The organism is Granulicella arctica, from assembly GCF_025685605.1.
Classification (GTDB): domain Bacteria; phylum Acidobacteriota; class Terriglobia; order Terriglobales; family Acidobacteriaceae; genus Edaphobacter; species Edaphobacter arcticus.
The window spans coordinates 2,976,213-2,994,218 of record NZ_JAGTUT010000001.1; the positions used below are offsets into that span (position 1 = coordinate 2,976,213).

The 18,006-nt window shown below is 54.8% G+C and carries 21 protein-coding genes; 8 read left to right on the plus strand and 13 right to left on the minus strand.

Annotated features, from left to right (window positions below):
* Positions 1-236: 236 nt before the first annotated feature.
* Positions 237-566, minus strand: a complete 330-nt coding sequence (locus OHL20_RS12720; RefSeq protein WP_396272561.1) for an HPF/RaiA family ribosome-associated protein — start codon at positions 564-566, stop codon at positions 237-239.
* Positions 567-745: 179 nt separating this feature from the next.
* Here OHL20_RS12720 and OHL20_RS12725 point away from each other — a divergent pair, with 179 nt between their 5' ends.
* Complete coding sequence (locus OHL20_RS12725) at positions 746-1,063, plus strand: hypothetical protein (protein WP_263383552.1); 318 nt, start codon at positions 746-748, stop codon at positions 1,061-1,063.
* A gap of 12 nt (positions 1,064-1,075) precedes the next feature.
* Here the strand turns inward: OHL20_RS12725 and OHL20_RS12730 are convergent, their stop codons facing one another.
* From OHL20_RS12730 to OHL20_RS12745, 4 genes are all read right to left on the minus strand, one after another.
* Positions 1,076-1,861 (minus strand): sensor histidine kinase, encoded by a 786-nt coding sequence (locus OHL20_RS12730; protein ID WP_263383553.1) that lies wholly within the window; start codon positions 1,859-1,861, stop codon positions 1,076-1,078.
* A 57-nt stretch (positions 1,862-1,918) separates the two neighbouring features.
* Positions 1,919-2,350 (minus strand): hypothetical protein, encoded by a 432-nt coding sequence (locus OHL20_RS12735; RefSeq protein ID WP_263383554.1) that lies wholly within the window; start codon positions 2,348-2,350, stop codon positions 1,919-1,921.
* Positions 2,351-2,356: 6 nt separating this feature from the next.
* Entirely contained in the window at positions 2,357-2,530 is a 174-nt protein-coding gene (locus tag OHL20_RS12740; protein WP_263383555.1) for a hypothetical protein, read from the minus strand.
* A gap of 66 nt (positions 2,531-2,596) precedes the next feature.
* Positions 2,597-3,004, minus strand: coding sequence for a response regulator (locus tag OHL20_RS12745; protein ID WP_263383556.1), 408 nt, complete (start codon positions 3,002-3,004; stop codon positions 2,597-2,599).
* A gap of 1,277 nt (positions 3,005-4,281) precedes the next feature.
* Here OHL20_RS12745 and OHL20_RS12750 point away from each other — a divergent pair.
* Positions 4,282-5,175, plus strand: coding sequence for a ferritin-like domain-containing protein (locus tag OHL20_RS12750; RefSeq protein WP_263383557.1), 894 nt, complete (start codon positions 4,282-4,284; stop codon positions 5,173-5,175).
* A gap of 89 nt (positions 5,176-5,264) precedes the next feature.
* Entirely contained in the window at positions 5,265-6,197 is a 933-nt protein-coding gene (locus OHL20_RS12755; RefSeq protein ID WP_263383558.1) for a ferritin-like domain-containing protein, read from the plus strand.
* A gap of 179 nt (positions 6,198-6,376) precedes the next feature.
* Here OHL20_RS12755 and OHL20_RS12760 read toward each other — a convergent pair whose 3' ends face one another.
* Genes OHL20_RS12760 through OHL20_RS12775 form a run of 4 tightly spaced genes read right to left on the minus strand, consistent with a single transcriptional unit; the run spans position 6,377 to position 9,442 of the window.
* A complete protein-coding gene (locus OHL20_RS12760; RefSeq protein ID WP_263383559.1) occupies positions 6,377-7,618 on the minus strand; it encodes a zinc-dependent alcohol dehydrogenase in 1,242 nt (413 codons plus the stop codon).
* A 39-nt stretch (positions 7,619-7,657) separates the two neighbouring features.
* Complete coding sequence (locus OHL20_RS12765) at positions 7,658-8,320, minus strand: SRPBCC family protein (protein ID WP_263383560.1); 663 nt, start codon at positions 8,318-8,320, stop codon at positions 7,658-7,660.
* A gap of 34 nt (positions 8,321-8,354) precedes the next feature.
* Positions 8,355-8,618: an SDR family oxidoreductase gene (locus OHL20_RS12770; protein ID WP_263383561.1), complete on the minus strand. Its 264-nt coding sequence runs from the start codon at positions 8,616-8,618 to the stop codon at positions 8,355-8,357.
* The gene (locus OHL20_RS12775; RefSeq protein WP_263383562.1) at positions 8,615-9,442 is read right to left on the minus strand and encodes an SDR family NAD(P)-dependent oxidoreductase; all 828 of its coding nucleotides are present in this window, start codon (positions 9,440-9,442) and stop codon (positions 8,615-8,617) included. The genes OHL20_RS12770 and OHL20_RS12775 overlap by 4 nt, the downstream gene beginning before the upstream one ends.
* Positions 9,443-9,734: 292 nt before the next feature.
* Here OHL20_RS12775 and OHL20_RS12780 point away from each other — a divergent pair, with 292 nt between their 5' ends.
* The 4 genes from OHL20_RS12780 (at position 9,735) to OHL20_RS12795 (ending at position 12,633) form a co-directional block, all read left to right on the plus strand.
* The gene (locus OHL20_RS12780) at positions 9,735-10,178 is read left to right on the plus strand and encodes a DUF421 domain-containing protein (RefSeq protein WP_263383563.1); all 444 of its coding nucleotides are present in this window, start codon (positions 9,735-9,737) and stop codon (positions 10,176-10,178) included.
* Positions 10,175-10,708 carry a hypothetical protein gene (locus OHL20_RS12785; RefSeq protein ID WP_263383564.1) on the plus strand — a complete coding sequence of 178 codons (534 nt, stop codon included), beginning with the start codon at positions 10,175-10,177 and terminating at the stop codon, positions 10,706-10,708. The genes OHL20_RS12780 and OHL20_RS12785 overlap by 4 nt, the downstream gene beginning before the upstream one ends.
* Positions 10,709-10,828: 120 nt before the next feature.
* Positions 10,829-11,197: a DUF421 domain-containing protein gene (locus OHL20_RS12790; protein WP_263383565.1), complete on the plus strand. Its 369-nt coding sequence runs from the start codon at positions 10,829-10,831 to the stop codon at positions 11,195-11,197.
* A complete protein-coding gene (locus OHL20_RS12795; protein WP_263383566.1) occupies positions 11,194-12,633 on the plus strand; it encodes an MFS transporter in 1,440 nt (479 codons plus the stop codon). The genes OHL20_RS12790 and OHL20_RS12795 overlap by 4 nt, the downstream gene beginning before the upstream one ends.
* A gap of 114 nt (positions 12,634-12,747) precedes the next feature.
* Here OHL20_RS12795 and OHL20_RS12800 read toward each other — a convergent pair whose 3' ends face one another.
* The 3 genes from OHL20_RS12800 to OHL20_RS12810 all read right to left on the minus strand — a co-directional run bounded on the left by OHL20_RS12800 (position 12,748) and on the right by OHL20_RS12810 (position 15,942).
* A complete protein-coding gene (locus OHL20_RS12800; RefSeq protein ID WP_263383567.1) occupies positions 12,748-13,065 on the minus strand; it encodes an HAD family hydrolase in 318 nt (105 codons plus the stop codon).
* A gap of 163 nt (positions 13,066-13,228) precedes the next feature.
* Positions 13,229-15,397, minus strand: coding sequence for a catalase (locus tag OHL20_RS12805; protein ID WP_263383568.1), 2,169 nt, complete (start codon positions 15,395-15,397; stop codon positions 13,229-13,231).
* Between the two features lie 101 nt (positions 15,398-15,498).
* Entirely contained in the window at positions 15,499-15,942 is a 444-nt protein-coding gene (locus OHL20_RS12810) for a ferritin-like domain-containing protein (RefSeq protein WP_263383569.1), read from the minus strand.
* Positions 15,943-16,103: 161 nt separating this feature from the next.
* Here OHL20_RS12810 and OHL20_RS12815 point away from each other — a divergent pair, with 161 nt between their 5' ends.
* Entirely contained in the window at positions 16,104-16,382 is a 279-nt protein-coding gene (locus OHL20_RS12815) for a hypothetical protein (RefSeq protein ID WP_263383570.1), read from the plus strand.
* A 165-nt stretch (positions 16,383-16,547) separates the two neighbouring features.
* Here the strand turns inward: OHL20_RS12815 and OHL20_RS12820 are convergent, their stop codons facing one another.
* Positions 16,548-16,991 carry an Hcp family type VI secretion system effector gene (locus tag OHL20_RS12820; RefSeq protein ID WP_263383571.1) on the minus strand — a complete coding sequence of 148 codons (444 nt, stop codon included), beginning with the start codon at positions 16,989-16,991 and terminating at the stop codon, positions 16,548-16,550.
* Between the last annotated feature and the right edge of the window lie 1,015 nt (positions 16,992-18,006).

An 18,006-nucleotide genomic window follows, 5' to 3' on the forward strand; every position in this document is an offset into this window, starting at 1 on the left:
CATTCCTCATTAGGAAGAGATCACAACCCTAGGGTGAGCGTAGAACAATTCCTCTGTCATGTAAACGACATTGCGCTTGCCACCGACTAAAGCGTGGCGACCGAATGCTGCTTTGGTGGGAAGAATCGACACCTTGAATTGAATCGAGTTTTTATTTCAAGGAAGAAATCAGTGCAAGTGCATGGAAGAAAACGGGGATGGGGGACGATCCACCGTCTCCTTACCTCTCCCCAGCTTTATTCCACGGCGAGAATGGGACGTCTTCCCTCAATCCGGCCGAAGGTTGAATCAAGAAGGCGCTGCATCTTGTGAGCAGCCCCAGTCACCGCAATCACCAAGTCGGGAGAGTCCGCTGTAACAGTAAGCGACTGGTGATCTTTGGGCCGCGCTTCGAGCAGACGCCGTTTCGTTCGTGGGCCGGCTTTGAAGGCGTGTTCATCGCTGAGATGGGCCTCTACACGGGTAGGGTTTGGATCGAACCGGTTAAGAATCCGGTTGACCTCTGTGTTGACGAAGTTCGAGAGTTTACGGTGAAGCAAGATATGTTTGTCGCTGTTGACCAGAATCTACATCGATCTCTTCTCCTTGATTGCGGTTGTCGGTCGTTAGGTCTCTCCTTGTTTCTGGCCCTATTAGACTCCTCTTTCCGTACACGTGAAGGCTCTTGAAGAAGCTCCAACATACGCGTAGTCTGCATCGAACGTTCCAATCACTGACTTGCTGCAAGCCGCAGAAGAGAGGAAGCATGTCCTTATCAGGACCCACCACCAACCACAACGAGATCCGCATCTGGGCTGAATCCCACCAGATTGTGCCGACAGAGCTTCTGCCCCATGTACTCGATCACGAGCCGGCAGAGCTGCGCATGATGCTCGCCGGACAGGCGAACGGACATCCCGATATCAAGGTACTTACGTGGGAGGAGTTCTTTCTCAAATTCGACAGCCTGGGATTGACCTTCGTATACGACGACGAGAGAGCTGGCTATAACGAGATCCTTCAGATCGAAGAGAAATCACCCTATCGACCTCCAAAGTATCGACCAGCTCATGTCAAACATTGAAGGATGAAGAAGTTAGGCGGGAAGCGAAACTCTAAAGGTGGTTCCACTCTTTCCTGCGCGGACACTGCTGCGGACTCGTATTCTGCCGCGGTGATGTTCGACGATCTTGCGTACGAGCGAAAGACCGATTCCAGTCCCGGTCTGGTCTTTGGTCGTAAAGAACGGTTCAAAGATCTGGGCCATGTCTGCTGCAGGAATACCCTGGCCGCTATCGGAAACGATGAGATGGACTTCGTTCTGCCGCTTTCGCAAGCGAAGACAAAGGCTGCCTTCCATGGGCAGCGCGTCCAGCGCATTCGCAAGGAGATTCGAGAGAACCTGGAGCAGTTCGGTGCGATAGACCTCAACATAAAGATCCTCGGGCAGATCCTTAACGAGTTGGATCTTCCTGCCGTCGATGGTCCTCTGGTGAATGCGCACAGCAGACTTCATCAGATCTGCTAAATCTGTCGACTTTGGAGATGGGGAGGATCGTGCAAATCCGAGTGTCTGGCTGGCGATATGGTTCAGCGTGGCGATCTGTTCTTCAGCGAGGCGCATAAACTGCCGCACTTTTGCAGGGCTTTCGGCCTCTTCATTCGCGAGAAAGACCAAGTTCCCCAATGCTTCCAAAGGATTTCTAATCTCATGCAGCACTTCCAGGGCGAGATGTTCAGCCGTCGCGTGACTTCCTGTCCGTTGCGACGACCGTTCCGGCGTCGCTGGCTGTGTCTGCGTGCTGAGGATATTGTCCAACATGCTGTTTAGTTCAACCTTTTCAAATAATGCTTCGGACGCTGGTTTCCACTCGTCAGTCACCCAGCTCCGTACGATGCCTAAATCATCTGCTTTGTCGTGTATGTGACAAAGGCAAGACTAGCCCTGTGAAACTGGTAGATCGAGTGTGGCTGCCGCGAGGAGCCGTTCGACCGCCGCAAGGAGCGTTCTTGGTCCCTCGAAAGCACTGACTACTTCTTCGCGGGAGCCAAGAGACCCTAAGGGGGTGTTGGCTGTGAGGACAAGGTTTTTCATCTGGGGTCTCAGGGCATGTGCTTTCAAAAGGGAAGCGTCGCTTTCTTCAGGAGAGAGCGTATGACAGAGGGCGAAGAGGACAATGGGCTCGGTAGCCAGGATCTGTTCTACATCTGAGAGCTCCGTCGTTGTACGGACCTTCAGTCCAGCGCGCTCCAGAACCCAACGGCGAGTTTCGAGTAAGCGATCATCACGACCGTATACCAGGATGGCGGCGGCCGACTCATCCTGTTCTCCTCCCGCGATTTGTAAATCCTGCACCGGATCATTCTGCACTTAGTCTCAAACCTCATCGCCTTCTTCGACAATCGCTACGTTGTTGTCCTGATCTCTCACGTCAAACAGAAACTGCCCATGGAAAAGTGTAGCTGTCTCGTTCGAGAAGTGGATCAGGAGCGCGCCGTCCTCCATTACATCTGCAGCAACGACATCGATGCGGTTCTTCTTTTCAGCCATGTCCACCTCATTGCAAGGCATTGTCGTAAAGGTTGGCGAGATTGAAGCTCGCCTAGTTAGTCGGCCCTACATAGTAGAAAGTTGGTTCGGATTGTCTATGGTCTGTTGTTCCCGTAAACGGCGGAGGAGATCTGTCGGGTGAACTGGCTTGGAGAGCAAGCTGAAGTTGTGTCCCTGGTCACGAGCTGCGCGCAGCAGGTCTGCCGTTTGAGCCTGTCCCGAAAAGAGCATTACCTTGCACTTTGGACAGAGGAGTTGAAGTCGAATCGCCAGGTCGATGCCTGAGAGTTGCGGCATCACGACATCGGATATCAGCAAGTCCGGGGCGTCTACGCCTGCGGCCACCAGTGCTTGCAGAGGATCGAAAAAGGCGGTTGCGGAATAGCCGCTTTTTTCGAGAATGGTCGCGAGAGTTCGAGCGATGATCTGCTCATCATCTACAACAAAAACACGAGGCCGCTTCAGTTCGGGCAATGGAGCGCTACTTTCGACAAGCGGAAGAAGGATTGAACCTGCGTGGGAAAAGCTTTCTCAAGTTCTTCTCTTTCGAGGAGGGAACCTTAGCCTATTACGTGGCATTAGGGCTGTCTGTCCTGTTGCCTACAAAGGAAGACGGATAGCTTCCCGACCCAAGTTCCTCCGGCACGCAGACATGCGTATGAACCAGAGGCTAGACCTTGATTTCTCCACGTCATGTCTTAGAAAACGGCAGCACCAAGCCTCGGAAAACTAATCGGCCAAGCCGGTTCTTCCCACCTCAATGATCCTTCGACGCAGCCCGGCTGTTACTCGCAAAACTGGGAGGCCGCAGTGCGTGAACTCTGCGCGGCCCGTTCGATTCTGACGTTGATCCGTCGCAGTGACCACTTGGAAAAAACTCAAAGATCGTCCTTGCAGATATCGCCTCTTAACGCGCTTGATGATCGGTGCTACGCGCAACGCGAAAGTGCTTGCGTCACGAAGCGCGTTGAAGAGCCCGCTCCGCTGGGTGGCTGGGCGCCGGTTTGGCAAACATGTATGCCTGCAGCTCACTACAGTTCCACGACCCGAGAAGCGGAGCCTATTCGCTTGTTTCGACTCCCTCCGCGACGGTTGTAAGCCCAAGTTCTTATCCAAAGCTGAAGAACGGAGCGGCATATCGCCGCGGCCATCGTAACCGCGGCGATATTGCGTGAATGTATGGTCGATCGTGATCGTGTCCATGAGAAAACGGGAGAGGTAATGGAGACCCGAATATCCTGTTACCGAAGTCGTCAATCGCGATACGAACACTAGGTTGCTTGAGAACTCCGAGGGATGTTTCGGCAAGCAGTCAATTGTCGATGAGCAATGATTCCGTTGTTGTCCCGGTAGATTCGAGCGGATGACGCCGCCGTATCGGTGAACCAGGTTTTAGATGATGATCAGGTCAAGGCTGCGGTGTGATCAACCGTCAGTCCGGACGCAGCGAGATTTGCAATGCGCTTCGCCGAACGAAAATCCTAAGAAGCAACTCTTCACCATGGCGTAAAGAAGGCTTGCCATCGTGCGATTGAATTGCGCTTTAGAGCTCATACATTTCATTTGCACCACGGTTTGTTGATTGCACGAATGCGCTGCGATTGATGGGCAACTTCATCCAAGACGGAACGCTCGTACCCAGGACGAACTTAAGTTGTTTAGCTTGTATTTCAAACCCACCAAGCTAAGTATTGATTAGAACGCGCCCGCTCTTGGCGCATCCCTCCCTAACCGCATTTGTGGAGTTTTCTGTGTCTCAATATAAATTCAAATCTCTCCTCTGCCCGACGGAATCCGTGACAGAGGAGCAACTGGCAACTGATCGGAAGTTGCTCGCCTTCGATCGTTCGATTGCTCATCTCAATCGTCGCAGTTTTCTCTCTGTCCTCGCCGCTGCAACGGCGATGACAGCGATCTCCGGCGGACGGCCGGCATATGCACAAACGACTACGCCGGGAATCACTGACGTGCTGAACTTCGCCTTAAATCTCGAATATCTCGAAGCGAACTTCTACTTATATGCGTCGTCAGGAACCGGTCTCTCGGCGACCGATATGGGGACTGGCGGAGTTGCGGTGACGGGTGCTCCTGCCAAGCTGACGCTCGATGCGCCCACGATGGCTGTGGCGCAGGCCCTCGCGCAGGACGAGAAGAATCATGTCGAACTTCTCCGTGGCGCCATCACGACCCTCGGTGGAACTCCGATTGCGCAGCCAGCCATCAATCTCGCAGCGATGGGGGCGATCACGACTCAGGCACAGTTTCTGGCGGCAGCGAGACAATTCACAGCCCTTGGCGGCTCGGCGTACATCGGCTCGGCACAGCTGCTCGTAAGCAATACTTCTGTTTTGACCACAGCTTCCCAGATTCTTGGCGCCGAGGGCCAACATGCGGGTGCATTGAACTATCTGTGTGCCGTTCAGGGCGTGACAAGTCCGGCAATCGACGCGCAGGATGTGCCACCATCGCAGACTAACTATTTCACAGTTGATTTTGTGAACGCACTCTCACCGTCTCGCAACACGTCTCAGGTGTTGGGTGTCGTCTATGCCGTCTCAAAACCGACAACGACCAATCCGGCGACCGGCGTGACGATGGGCGGCTTCTTTCCCAATGGTGTCAACGGAACGGTGAAATCCACCTAGTTGACCTTAGCGATGCCCCACTTGGTATACATCAGCACCCACTTCTCTCTCGATCCACCACACGATCTATTGCCCTGGAGGCAACTTACATGTCTCAGCTACTGAATGAACTGGATTCACTTACAGAAACCCAAGAACACGTCACTGCCTCCAAGGCAGAACGCGTCGTCGAGGGACGCGCTGTCTCGCTGATGAGCCGTCGCAACTTCTTCAACTCGATCAGTGCGGTTGGGTCACTCGCAGCCGGGGGCGTCTTGATTGGCTGCAGCGACAGTCCCAGCCCGGTAACGACGCCTCCCACAACGACCCCAACACCAACAACCACTCCGACGCCGACTGCAGCTCCTCCATCTGTCTTCGACGTCCTAAATTTTGCCTTGAACCTTGAGTACCTTGAGGCCACTTTCTATCTCTACGTGACGACTGGTAGCGGCTTATCGACAGCGGACATGGGCTCCAACCCAGGAACCGTGACAGGCGGTGCGAAGGTAACCTTCACCAACTCCGTGGTTTCGAGCGCTGCGGCGCAAATTGCCATACACGAGCGCGAGCATGTCGAGTTCCTACGGGCCACGATTCTGGCAGCTGGTGGAACACCGGTGAGCATGCCGAATCTGAATCTTACCGCCATGGGCGCTGTCACATCGGACGCTACGTTCCTTGCACTCGCGCGTCAGTTCGAGGGTGTGGGCATTAGCGCTTACGCGGGCGGTGCGCAGTACCTCACTTCAAACACGGCCGCTCTGACCTATGCTGCACAGATCCTGCATACAGAGTCACAGCATGAAAGCTTCCTGCGGCAACTCTGCATCAGCCTTGGAGTAACCTCGCCTGCGGCTGATTCACAGGACATCCCACCCACAGCGACTGCCGTCTTCAACACAAGCGCCACAACCGGACTTTATCCAGTCAGAACAACTTCACAGGTGCTTCAAATCGTGTACGGGGCTGCGGGCAAGACAGGCGTCACCTTGGGCGGGTTTTTCCCGAATGGGCTGAACGGAAACATCAAGTCGACCTAACAATTGTTGCAGCCGAACCGAAAAGAGCCGACCTAATCATGGTCGGCTCTTTCGTTGCTAACTTGCCAGAATTGAGATTGAGATCGGCGCGCTCGGGAGCTACTGAAGCATTAGGGGATATGAACACTTGAACCGCCGCTACCGGAGCCTCCTATGGGCGACTCCGGTCCCATGAGTTCTCAAGGAACCAGAGTCCTGGTGGTTGTTGGAAAGATGCGTCCGTCTGTCGTCGGATTGATGGTGGACTGCCACGGATCGATCACGATCTTGGTGACACCATCTTCCTTCTTCTGCCACTTCGCGTACATGTCCGGTGCCTGATCGATACCCACGATGTGTGAGATCAGGAAGCTTGGATCGATGTCCCCTGCCTCGACATGGGCGAGCAGCGGCTTGAGGAGTTTGTGCATGTGGGTCTGCCCCATCGCCATGTGGATGCCCTTGCCGAAAGCTGCTCCGAAGTTCACCTTGTCAAGGACACCGCCGTAGACACCGGGAATAGACAGGGTTCCCCCTTTGCGGATCGCTTGGATTGCCTGGCGCAGAACGAACGGCCGATCCGTTTCAAGTTTAAGCGTCTGCTTGACCTTGTCATAGAGGCCGGCTGCGGAGTGAGAATGGGCTTCGATGCCCACGCAGTCGATGCAGCTGTCGGGCCCCACGCCACCGCTTAGATCGCGAAGCGCTTCAATGATGGAAACATCATCCTTGCTGTAATCAATGGTGATAGCACCGACCTTGCGGGCGAGCGCGAGCCGTTCGGGAAAGCGATCGATGGCAATGACCTTGCCTGCACCGAGCATGTAGGCGCTGGCTATGGCAAAGAGCCCCACCGGCCCGCAGCCCCAGACGGAAACGGTGTCACCCGGCTTGATGTTCGCGTTGACGGCACCCTGGTAGCCAGTCGGGAAGATGTCAGAAAGAAAGAGGACCTTGTCATCGGGAAGATCATTCTCAATCTTAAGGGGACCGACATCGGCGAAAGGAACGCGGACATATTGAGCTTGTCCCCCCGCATATCCGCCGTAGATGTGCGAGTAGCCAAAGAGGGCAGACCCGGAGTAGCCGTACATGGTCTCAGCGATATGGGCGTTCGGATTGGTGTTATCACAGAGACTCCAGAGGTCGCCTTTGCAAAAGAGACAGTTGCCGCAGGCGATCGTGAAAGGGATGACAACCCGGTCGCCGCGCTTCAGGTTCTTGACGCCTCTGCCGACCTCCTCGACGATACCCATGAACTCATGGCCGAGGATGTCTCCGGATTCCATCGTTGGAATCAGCCCACCATAGAGATGAAGATCGCTGCCGCAGATAGCGGTACGTGTGACCTTGATGATTGCGTCCCGGGGATTGATGATCTGAGGATCGGCAACGTCATGGACTTCGATTGATTCTTTTCCCATCCAACAAACAGCTTTCATACTTCCTCCATGTGCTTCAATGTGGACCGTGCCTGCGATTTACTCCTGCTCGCTGGTGCCCGGGGGCGTAGGATTTGTCTCACCGTACATCCACTCCTTGACGCCGCCGCTGACTCCGCGCGGGCCATGAGACTGCCCTCTGACCGAAGGAATCTCCCCGGCTTCAACAATCTGTTTGAAGTGGCGCAAATCTTCAATCACGATCTGCTTCGGACTACGCTTGGCGATACCTGCAAGAGCATTTCCAAGAGACCCGAGAGGAACTTTGACGGCCTGGGTCAGGGTCACGAGCGTGCCGCGATTTGCGAGTGTTGGGACGAAGGTTACCGTGCCGGACTGGTGAACGTCGCCTCCGGTGGAACGCCAGGAGATCTTCTCGCCGGAGATATCTTCAGTGATCTCGGAGTCGAACTCGACGCGCTTGCCGTCCTGGTCCTCGGGGTCACCCATGATCCAGTGGCTGGTCGTGGGTCCGGTGCGGGAAACTGAAACGACACCTTCCTGCCATCGTGGGAAGAGGGTCACGTCGCTCCAGAGTTCGTACAGTTCGGCAGGCTTGCCTTGGATGGTCTGGGCGGCGGAGGCGGTAACCACGCCATCTTCCTTACTATTGGGCAACGCGACGTACTCGCTGCCACTTTGAGGAACGGGATAGGTATCCGGTTCCGGGGTGATTTCTCGGCTAAGAATCGAGGTGATCATGGGGTCTCCTGTTGGACAGCGAGGTTTGGGTGATTTACTCGCCAAGGGGCTTTGACATCTTTTCGTGCATGGAGGATTTCAGGGCGTCTGGAACAAGGTTGGCCACAGCACCTTCAATCTTGGTCATCAGGCTTGCGGCGTAGACGTGCTTCTCGCCTTTGATGAGGGCGTCATAGCCCTGCTTGGCAACGTTATACGGCTCGCTTTCCTTCTTGCCCTCCTGGCCAACCTGGGTGTTGTCCATACCGGCTCGATGAAAGAAGTCGGTATCGACCGGGCCCGGTTGCAGCGCGGTCACGGAGACGCCTGTTCCTTCAAGCTCATCGCGAAGGCTCTTGGCGAACGAGAGATCGAATGCCTTCGACGCGGCATAGACGGCCTCGCGCGGCCCACCATCTCTGAGGCAATCGAAGCGGTGAAGAGAATTCTGCCGGAGCCTTTGGCGACCATGTGCTGCACCACATGCTTGGCAATGTGCACCGTACCTTCGACGTTGAGACGGACAAGATTGATCTCCGTGTCGAGGGCGGTCTCGGCGAAAAGGCCGCCCACACCGACTCCAGCGTTGATTGCTATGGCATCGATGGGCCGATCGTAGGCTTCGACCTGTTTCCAGAAGTCGTCGACACCTTCGTAACTGGCAAAATCTGCGTGAATGGCAAGAACCTGTACGCCCAACTCTTTGAAGTCTGTTTCCGCCTTTTCGAGGCGGTCGCCATGTGAGGCGATGATGAGATCGAAGCCATTCTCTGCGAAGACCTTTGCGAGGTTGTACCCGATGCCGCTTGAGGCCCCGGTCACTACTGCGAGCTGTCCCATTCGTGTCTCCAATTTCTTGACGTTGACCATTTCCGACATAAAGATATCGGTGTGATGCCGGATACGATGGAAGTGGGATGGCCCGTTCAGCTTCTCCGCTCTTTTTGCGTTATGAGTGTGGCGTGTGCAGACCTCTTTCGATAGGACACACAACGTCTTCGCCCGAGCATGCGCCTCTTTACGCACGCTATGATCCTCGAATGTCTGCGCCCTGACGATCACCCTTGTTTCGACGGACAGCGCGGACTCCTCGTTCGCACCTTGCCCCGTATACAAACCATTTGCGGAAATCGGCTTGATCATTGATCGATCGAAGTCCATCAACCCATGAAAATGCAACCGTGACGCTCTGCTCGGTCTCTCAAAAAGTTCTTAGCGTTCGTTCGGGTCGAGACCGCTAAGATCTCGAAAAGCAATCACCGCATTGCGGAGTCGTTCCTCATCAGATAGGCGACCCTTACCATCGCAGCGAATTGATTCCATCATCAACAATCGGCGACGCCGTCGCGGACAATCGGCTTAAGAACAAACTTATGCAGTGTTCTTTGCCTCTCATAGTACGGCGGTATAGACCGTTAGTGCGCCGGAGGTCAACTTGCAAGCATCGGTTCGTGCGATTTTGTTTTACGTCTTTCTGGTTCTGGTGGTTCGCATCGTGGGACGTCGGCCTGGCAAACAAATCACACCCTTTGAATTCGTCCTCGTCTTTTTCATGGGAGGGCTTGCCCTCACCGCCATGGTGGGCGACGATGCGTCTCTTACTAATGCGTTCATTCAAGTCTTGACCGTCGCCCTGGCCCACTTCCTCATTGCGATTGCTCGTACCAAATCGAGTTGGCTTGCCCGCCTGCTGGACGGAACCCCACTGATTCTTCTCGAGAATGGGATGTGGCGCTCGAACACCCTCAGCAAAATGCGCATCCAGGATGATGACGTGATGGCCCAGGCTCGGGATCAGGGGATCTCTACGTTGGACAAAATTGAAATCGCCATTCTGGAACGTAACGGGCAAATCAGCATCATCGAGGGGGTAAAGTGAGCGAAGTCGCATTTGAAGATCCTGTAGAAGATTCCGTCCCGAAGATTAATGATGAGGTCGCCGTCGGCGAGGATCTCGCATTTCAGCGAAAGTGGTGGAAGTTTGAGGGGGTTATGTGGTGGCTCATCGCGTTGCTGCTGCTATTGAATTTTGCAGGGGTGCTGGGACGAGGTCCTGCCGCTCACGCCAAAATGAGCAATGAAGCCATGCTGGTCAAGTACGAACGTGTCGAGCGAACCGGAACCCCGTCGATTCTGGAGATTCAGTTTCAGCCTGGGACGATGGGCAAGGGCCAAGTCAAACTGCATGTCAGCCAAAGTGTCGTGGATGAACTCGGAGCGCAACGCGTCATTCCGTCTCCTAAAGACACAGCCGTAGGACGGGGCGGCCTGACTTATACGTTTTCCGCCGAGGAAGCCCCTGGCACTATTCAGTTTGCCTTGCAGCCCTCGAAACCAGGGGTTTTTCACTTTACTTTGCAGGTCCCCGGAACCCCGCCGCTATCAGCCCGTGTCGTTGTTATGCCTTAATCGAAGACGCCCGACGTACAGTTTCCAAGGAGATGCATGTTCACAATTCTCTATGCCATTGCAGGCTATTTTTTCCTGATGCTGACTGTCAGACTGCTCACTCGGAGACCCGGAGCGCAAATGACAATGTTCGAATTCGTGATTGTCTTCCTGGTTGGAGGAGTTGTGATCCTCGCTACTACGGGCGGCGACCGGTCAATCACGAATTGCGGTATGGCCATCCTCACAGTGGGCCTGCTGCATAACATGGTGTCTTGGGTAAAAGCTCGTTCCCCTAAGTTCGGTGCGCTCGTGGATGGAACGCCGCTCGTGCTCCTGAAGGATGGTGCCTGGGTCGAGGAGGTCATGCAGGGCATGAAGATGGCCCCTGAGGACATCATGGCTGCGGCCAGGGCTAAAGGGATCAGCTCTATCTTCGACGTTAAATACGCCATCCTGGAACGGAATGGCACCATCAGCATCATCAAGGCAAAGAAGGATGAAGCATGAGCGACACAGCCCAGCAGCGAGAGATCGAAACGGATATCCCGGAACGTATGGACCGGCTTCCGTGGTCGAGGTGGCATGTTCGCATCATCACCGCTCTTGGGACCTCCTGGTTGCTGGACGGCTTAGAAGTCACCCTTGTAGGTTCTTTATCCGGAGTCCTGGAGAGTAAACATGGACTCTCGCTGACTGATCCTCAGGTGACGGCGGCAGCGACGGTTTATCTCGCCGGAGCCGTATGTGGAGCGCTTTTCTTTGGACACTTGACCGATCGACTCGGGCGAAAGAAGCTCTTTCTGGTCACACTCGCTACGTACTCGGTCGCAACTATCTGCACTGCATTCTCGATGAACTTCCTCTTCTTTGCCGTTTGCCGGTTCTTTACAGGTCTTGGCATCGGTGGAGAATATGCAGCGATCAATTCCGCGGTGGACGAACTGATTCCAGGCAAGGTGCGTGGGACTGTCGATCTGTTCGTGAATGCGACCTTCTGGATCGGTGCGACCGTCGGTTCGATCGCGGCCTTCATTCTGTTGGGAGGCCATGGCCTGCCGCTTGATACGAGTTGGCGCTATGCTTTTGGCATCGGCGGTGCGCTCGGGCTAGGCGTTCTGCTGCTTCGCCTGAAGGTCCCCGAGAGCCCTCGCTGGCTGATGTTGCGTGGCAAGGAAGTCGATGCAGATCGGGTTGTTGATTGCATCGAGACGGAGGTTAAGAAAAGCGGTAAACAGATCACGGCGCCGACCGCCGATAAGTTGAAGCTCACAACCAGAGATCACACTCCTCTTCGGGAAATATTCTCGAATATGCTGGGCGAGAACAGGGCCCGCTCTTTCCTCGGACTATCCCTGATGGTGGGTCAGTCGTTCTTCTTCAATGCAGTCTTCTTCACCTACGCGCTTATCGGGAAAAAATTCTATCACCTGAGTGATGAGAAGCTTCCCTTGCAACTTCTGCCATTTGCGGTAGCCAGCTTCCTTGGGCCATTGCTCCTGGGCAGGCTCTTTGACACGATTGGTCGCAAGCCCATGATCACCGCAACCTACGGCATCGCGGGAATCATGTTAGCTGGTGTGTGCTATCCGTTTGCTCACGGGATGATTGGCCTGAAGGGGCTTGGGATCTGCTTCACCATCATCTTCTTCGTTGCATCGTCCGCGGCGAGCGCCGCCTACCTGACCGTAAGCGAAATCTTCCCACTCGAGATGAGGGCCTTTGCCATCGCTGTCTTCTATGCGATCGGCACACTGATCGGTGGTGTAGGTGCGCCCCTGCTCTTCGGCGAGCTTATCGCAACAGCATCAAAGACTCATGTCGCCGAAGGATGGGCTTTGGGAGCTGCCTTGATGCTATCTGCAGCTGCGATGGAGATTTGGATAGGAGTGGAGGCAGCAGGCAAGTCCTTGGAGTCCGTTTCGAAGCCACTTCAAAGTCGATGACGCAAGAGCAACGAGAATGCAGGGCAGGCAATCAAGTGCGCTCCTCCATGGGCGTATGCACAAGTTTTGCGGTGCGTAAAGCCTATCGCATAAAGGCGCTTGTATCGAAGTTCGTCAGAAGGTCGGCGACATCCTTGTACACTTCGATGCAGCCGGCCTGGAGGAGTTCCTACTTACTCCATCCGCCGTAATCACCCCCACGGTCCAGATCTCGGCCTTGCCCGCCGTCTCAGCGTCATACGGCGTATCTCCCAGGGCGAGGACCTTTGAACAAGGGTGCCCCAGCTTCTTGAGTGTGGCTTGAAAAATATCTGGGTGAGGCTTCGAACGCTTCGCATCGTCTGCCGTGCTGTCACCAATGTCTGCAATCTTCTTGTAGACCATCAGCCGATCCCGATTCGTGGACGGACACCCTGATTCCAGCTTTTTCATTCTGATCAGGAGTCGCGTACATGAGGGAAGTAAAGAGGGAGCTTGACCTGGGGGATGGCAACCGCTAGTAGAATACCTGGAATGGTAACGCCATGAACTCGAACCTATCTATCTTGATGTGGACCAAGCCCCACGCGACATCATGGGGCTTGATCCTATTCCTCTAATACGTGGTGCGCACCTTAGGTTCTCTCGGGTATATCCTTCCGTTAGCTGCTGCAGCGAGATAAGGCGAGGGGCTCTTCCCCACGATCACACCGGCATCAGGAACGACCCCAGCCGCCGTCAGCAACGTTTGGGCGGTCGAGGAAGCACCGATGACCTTCAAGTGAGAGAAGGCATCATGGACCCAGGCAACTGCTGCGGCTTCCGTTGAGAGCAACTTCGCGCCTGCTTCCGACAACGCGACATAGACCGTATCGAACAGCACGGAAGGACCGCCTGCGAGTTGGAAGTCGGCTTCAATTACCTTCCCATCGGCTGCTGTGGCGCCTCCAATCTTTGGGGCGATGATCTTCACGTGTGCTCCCAATTTGTGTGCTGCCGTCTCGAGAGCTAGTACCTCCGCTGCGTCCGTGCCGTCGGCAACCAGGCATCCAATCACCTTCGTGACTAAGCCCGGCTTCATCTTTTTCACGATGCTGAGAGCATCGGACGGTGCGAGATCGGTACGCGCTGACACCTTGGTGAAAGCGGGCGTGATTGGATCCTTCATTCCCAGGCCGTCAGCAACACGCTGCGCGATGCTGATGTCGACGTTGGCGAGTTGACTCAACATGCGAGTCCGCACAGCCTTGGTGTCCACCTTGCTTAGTTCGAAGATGAAGGCGGAGATGATGTGGTTCTGCTCCGCATCGGTCTGCGACTGAAAGAACATCAACGCCTGGGAGAAGTGGTCGCCGAACGACTCAGCGCGAACCCGCAGCTTGTCACCTTCTTCGTGAGCTTTGAAGGAAGTAAAACCGGCGCGAGGATCCTGGCGCGGTGTGTCCTGCTCAAGAGAGCTTGGGCTGTACGATACCCGGCCCTTCTGAGGACGCAGCGTCATATGGCCGTCGCGTTGCATATTCATAACCGGGCAACGTGGAGCGTTGACGGGGATCTGCTCGTAGTTCGGTCCGCCAAGACGGGTTATCTGTGTATCGATATAGGAAAGGTTCCGTCCCTGAAGCAGGGGGTCGTTGCTGAAGTCGATCCCGGGAACGACGTCCGTGGTCGCGAATGCAACCTGCTCGGTTTCTGCGAAGTAGTTATCGACGTTTCGTGTGAGGACCATCTTGCCGATGATTCGTAGCGGCAGGACTTCTTCAGGGATGAGTTTGGTTGCGTCAAGTACATCGAAGTCGAAGTTGTTGGCAAACTCTTCGTCAAAGAGTTGGACCCCAAGCTCCCATTCTGGCAAGTTCCCCGATTCGATCGCGTTCCACAAGTCGCGGCGATGGAAGTCAGGATCGGCACCAGAGATCTTGAGCGCCTCGTCCCAGATCACAGAGGCCATGCCCAGCTTGGGACGCCAATGAAACTTGACGTAGGTCGATTCGCCTTCGTCGTTCACAAGCCGAAACGTATGCACGCCGAAGCCTTCCATCATGCGGAAAGAACGGGGGATCGCTCGATCCGACATGAGCCACATCAGCATATGTGTCGCTTCCGGGGTGAGAGAAGCCCAATCCCAGAACGTGTCGTGGGCTGTCTGTGCCTGCGGAAATCCACGGTCCGGCTCCTGCTTGGCAGCATGGATGAGATCGGTAAACTTGATGGCATCCTGAATGAAAAATACTGGAATATTGTTGCCGACGATGTCCCAGTTGCCTTCCGGCGTGTACATCTTCACCGCGAATCCACGAACGTCACGCGCAGTATCAGCTGAGCCCATATTGCCAGCAACCGTGGAAAACCGGGTAAACACAGGCGTCTTCTGACCCAAGGTCGTCAAGACCTTCGCTTTGGTAATGCCTGCGAGTGAGTCCGTCAGTTCGAAGTATCCATGTGCGCCGTAGCCGCGAGCGTGAACTACCCGCTCCGGGATGCGCTCGTGATCGAAGTGCTGCGTTTTCTCGACGAGGAAGAAATCTTCAATCAAGCCGGGCCCGCGTTCGTTTGCTTTCAATGAGTTCTCATCGTCAGCGATGACCGTCCCGCGCTGGTTGGTCATCTGTGGGTGAGTGCCACCTGCTACCTGGTGGATCTCACCCCCATTGCCGACTTCCTGACCTTCAGGAGTAACTGCAACGGGTGCACCGGCAATCATCACCTGGTTCTCAGCTGGAATAACGCTGCTCGCTGCCTTCGTCGCCTTCGGTTTGCTGATTTTTGCGCTCTTCGTCGTCATCGTCTCTCCAATACCTTTTAGGACATCTCAATTGAACTCTGCCACTGCACAGAAAAGGCCACGCATCGCACGTGGCCCTCATCCTGCTTCTTCATACGCTTCTAGGATGCCGTGCTGTCACGGAATGCTTTCACTTTGTCGTGGGAAGCTTGAATGTGAGTCTGCTGCTTAGTCAGGATAGTTCTAACGACTAAAGAAGGGATATCACCTTCAAGGGCCTCCCTGTAAGCCTTCTTCGCCGCATCCTCGCCTTGTTCGGCGGTCTCAAGCAGTGTGTGATCGCCGCCTCCGAGGCTAGCCTTTAGGTCGCCCCAAGTGCGATGAATGGCTCCTGTTGCAGTTCCACCGAGATCCTTGGTATCACCGGCTGCAAGGGCCAACTCAGCCTCGAGATCAGTCGCGAACTTTCCGCGATGCCGCGACTCCTCGAGGAAGAACGCTTTCACTTCAGGATTCTGAAGGTGCTCTCCGATATCCTCGAATCCCTTTTCTCCGTCGCGGAGAACCTGAACTACACTCTTGACCAACGAGAATTCTGCATCCATGTTCTCTTACCTCGGGCTGTAAGAGTCTCCAAACTGCTCGCCGGGTTGGATGGCTCCTCGGCGACGAATGCCTCATCATTTGGAGAGTCTCTTCGGGGCGAATAGGCCTCACCAGCAAAATCAACAGCGCGGTTTCCGAAAACACGACTTTACGGAGCGGTGTGGAGCTTGATGCGTCATACCTGCGCCATGATCGTAATCAACGACAAGATCGGGCTAAAGAGATCAGTACCGCTCTTACTGAAGCCTTTGACAGCATCGGACGTTCCCTAGTGCTCGCACGGGCGGCTTGTGATGAATCTCAGCTCAAGGACTACAACCAACACGTAGGTGATCTCTTCTACACGATCACCTTCAAACTGTTAAAACCTATCTATCAGCCGCACCCTGAACTTCGCCCTGATGATTGGGACGACAAACCGTCCATGGACCCCGACTGAGATCCACGTCATGCGGTCCCCACGACCGTTCTCCAAAACGGCGTTTTCAGAAACAACGACCGGAGTGGACGATAGATGACTTCAGGAATCGAGAGACCGATCTGATGCCTACGGGGCTGGGATCTTGTTCTCGATGAGACTCCAGCCGCCACTTACGTTGCCGCCTTAGCTCCCTTCAGGTTGTAGCGGGTCAATATACGTCCACTTGATGACGCCGTAGTCGAACGACACAGACTCTGTCGGGCGACTCTCACCTATCATCCCTTCGTGGGCCACCTTCGAGATGACGACCTGATCCATTTCAATCACCATGTACTTGACCGGAGCGTCACCTGAAGCTCGCATGAGATCGATGGTCACCTTGGAGATGTGCTTGCCGGACGAACACATCTCGTACAGCTTCGGCGACGATACGTCCAGGTATTTGGTGATGACAAAGGGTTCATGGTTACTACGGCCTGTTGTCCCTCCGCCCGGAGAGTTCGCTGTTGCCGATGTGGACTGAGAGATGGAATGTGAGAAGGAGTTGATCTCAATCCAATCCTTATGCCCGGCGTCCGTGCTCTCGCCTTTAACCCCATCGATCTGCATGTACTCTACGCTCGCCATATTGCTAACTCCTTTTCCGTTTGACGCCTCGTCCTGCGATCTGTACGTCCCTTCGCGGCCCTCCACTCGGAAACTTGCTCCAGGTGCAGCCTTCCTCAACTTGTCAGGCTGGAATTCTAACGCCTATGAAGAGGATTTCCTCCTTGATCCAGCAAAAAAGTTAATTGCCGAAAACACCGACTTTCGAGCAATCTGAGCGGGCGTGACGCTAGGTGTGGTGATTGAGCAGAGAACGAATGATTGGAACGAGCATTCTAAGACTGATCAGCACGACCAATAGAGAGCCGAGTCTCCATTCCCAAAATCTCGATCCGTTGGTGATTTGCCTCTCAAGTGATCTCCTGAAGGGGGACTCAGGTGGGTAAGTGAACCGAATTGAGCGAACCGGTGACACGATCGCGAACAATGCCGCGATATCGACGATCCCAATCAATAGCAGTGCGGTCCAAATTAGCATGGTTCCCATATGCCACCGTGACGATGACCAATTCTAGCGGCTGCTGGCGCTTGCAACGCCGCACCTAAGCTCGTGCTGAGTCCGCTTCGCGGAAAACGGCGTTTTCGGAAACAACGATGAGAAAGGGAAGCGCCGGACCTCCCGGCGGATGGTTTAGGCATTACGATGATTGGCGAGTAGATTGCAAAAGCTGATGGTTGAGGACGGAAGAAGATCAACCTCAGGAGATACCCTATCGCAACGACAACTGGTCTCTGCAATGGAACCTTCAATCTCCAACATCAGAAGCTTTTTCAAGGCGATCCACTCACAACACTATCTCGTTATGTCTGTCCTGAATGCGGGACGCCCATCGTTCCTCGGCGTAACGGTATTCAATGGACCTCGCAGCCTCACAGCAGCCCTAGGGCACCCGATACGTCCGCCGCCTATACGGTCAGGCATGAGGTTTCAGTTCAATCCTTCCATCCAGCAGACGAATAAGGCTGAGGATGAAAATCAGAGACAGCCAATTGAAAGGCTCACCAGCAGACTGATGCAGCCCTAGGCCTAGCCGCA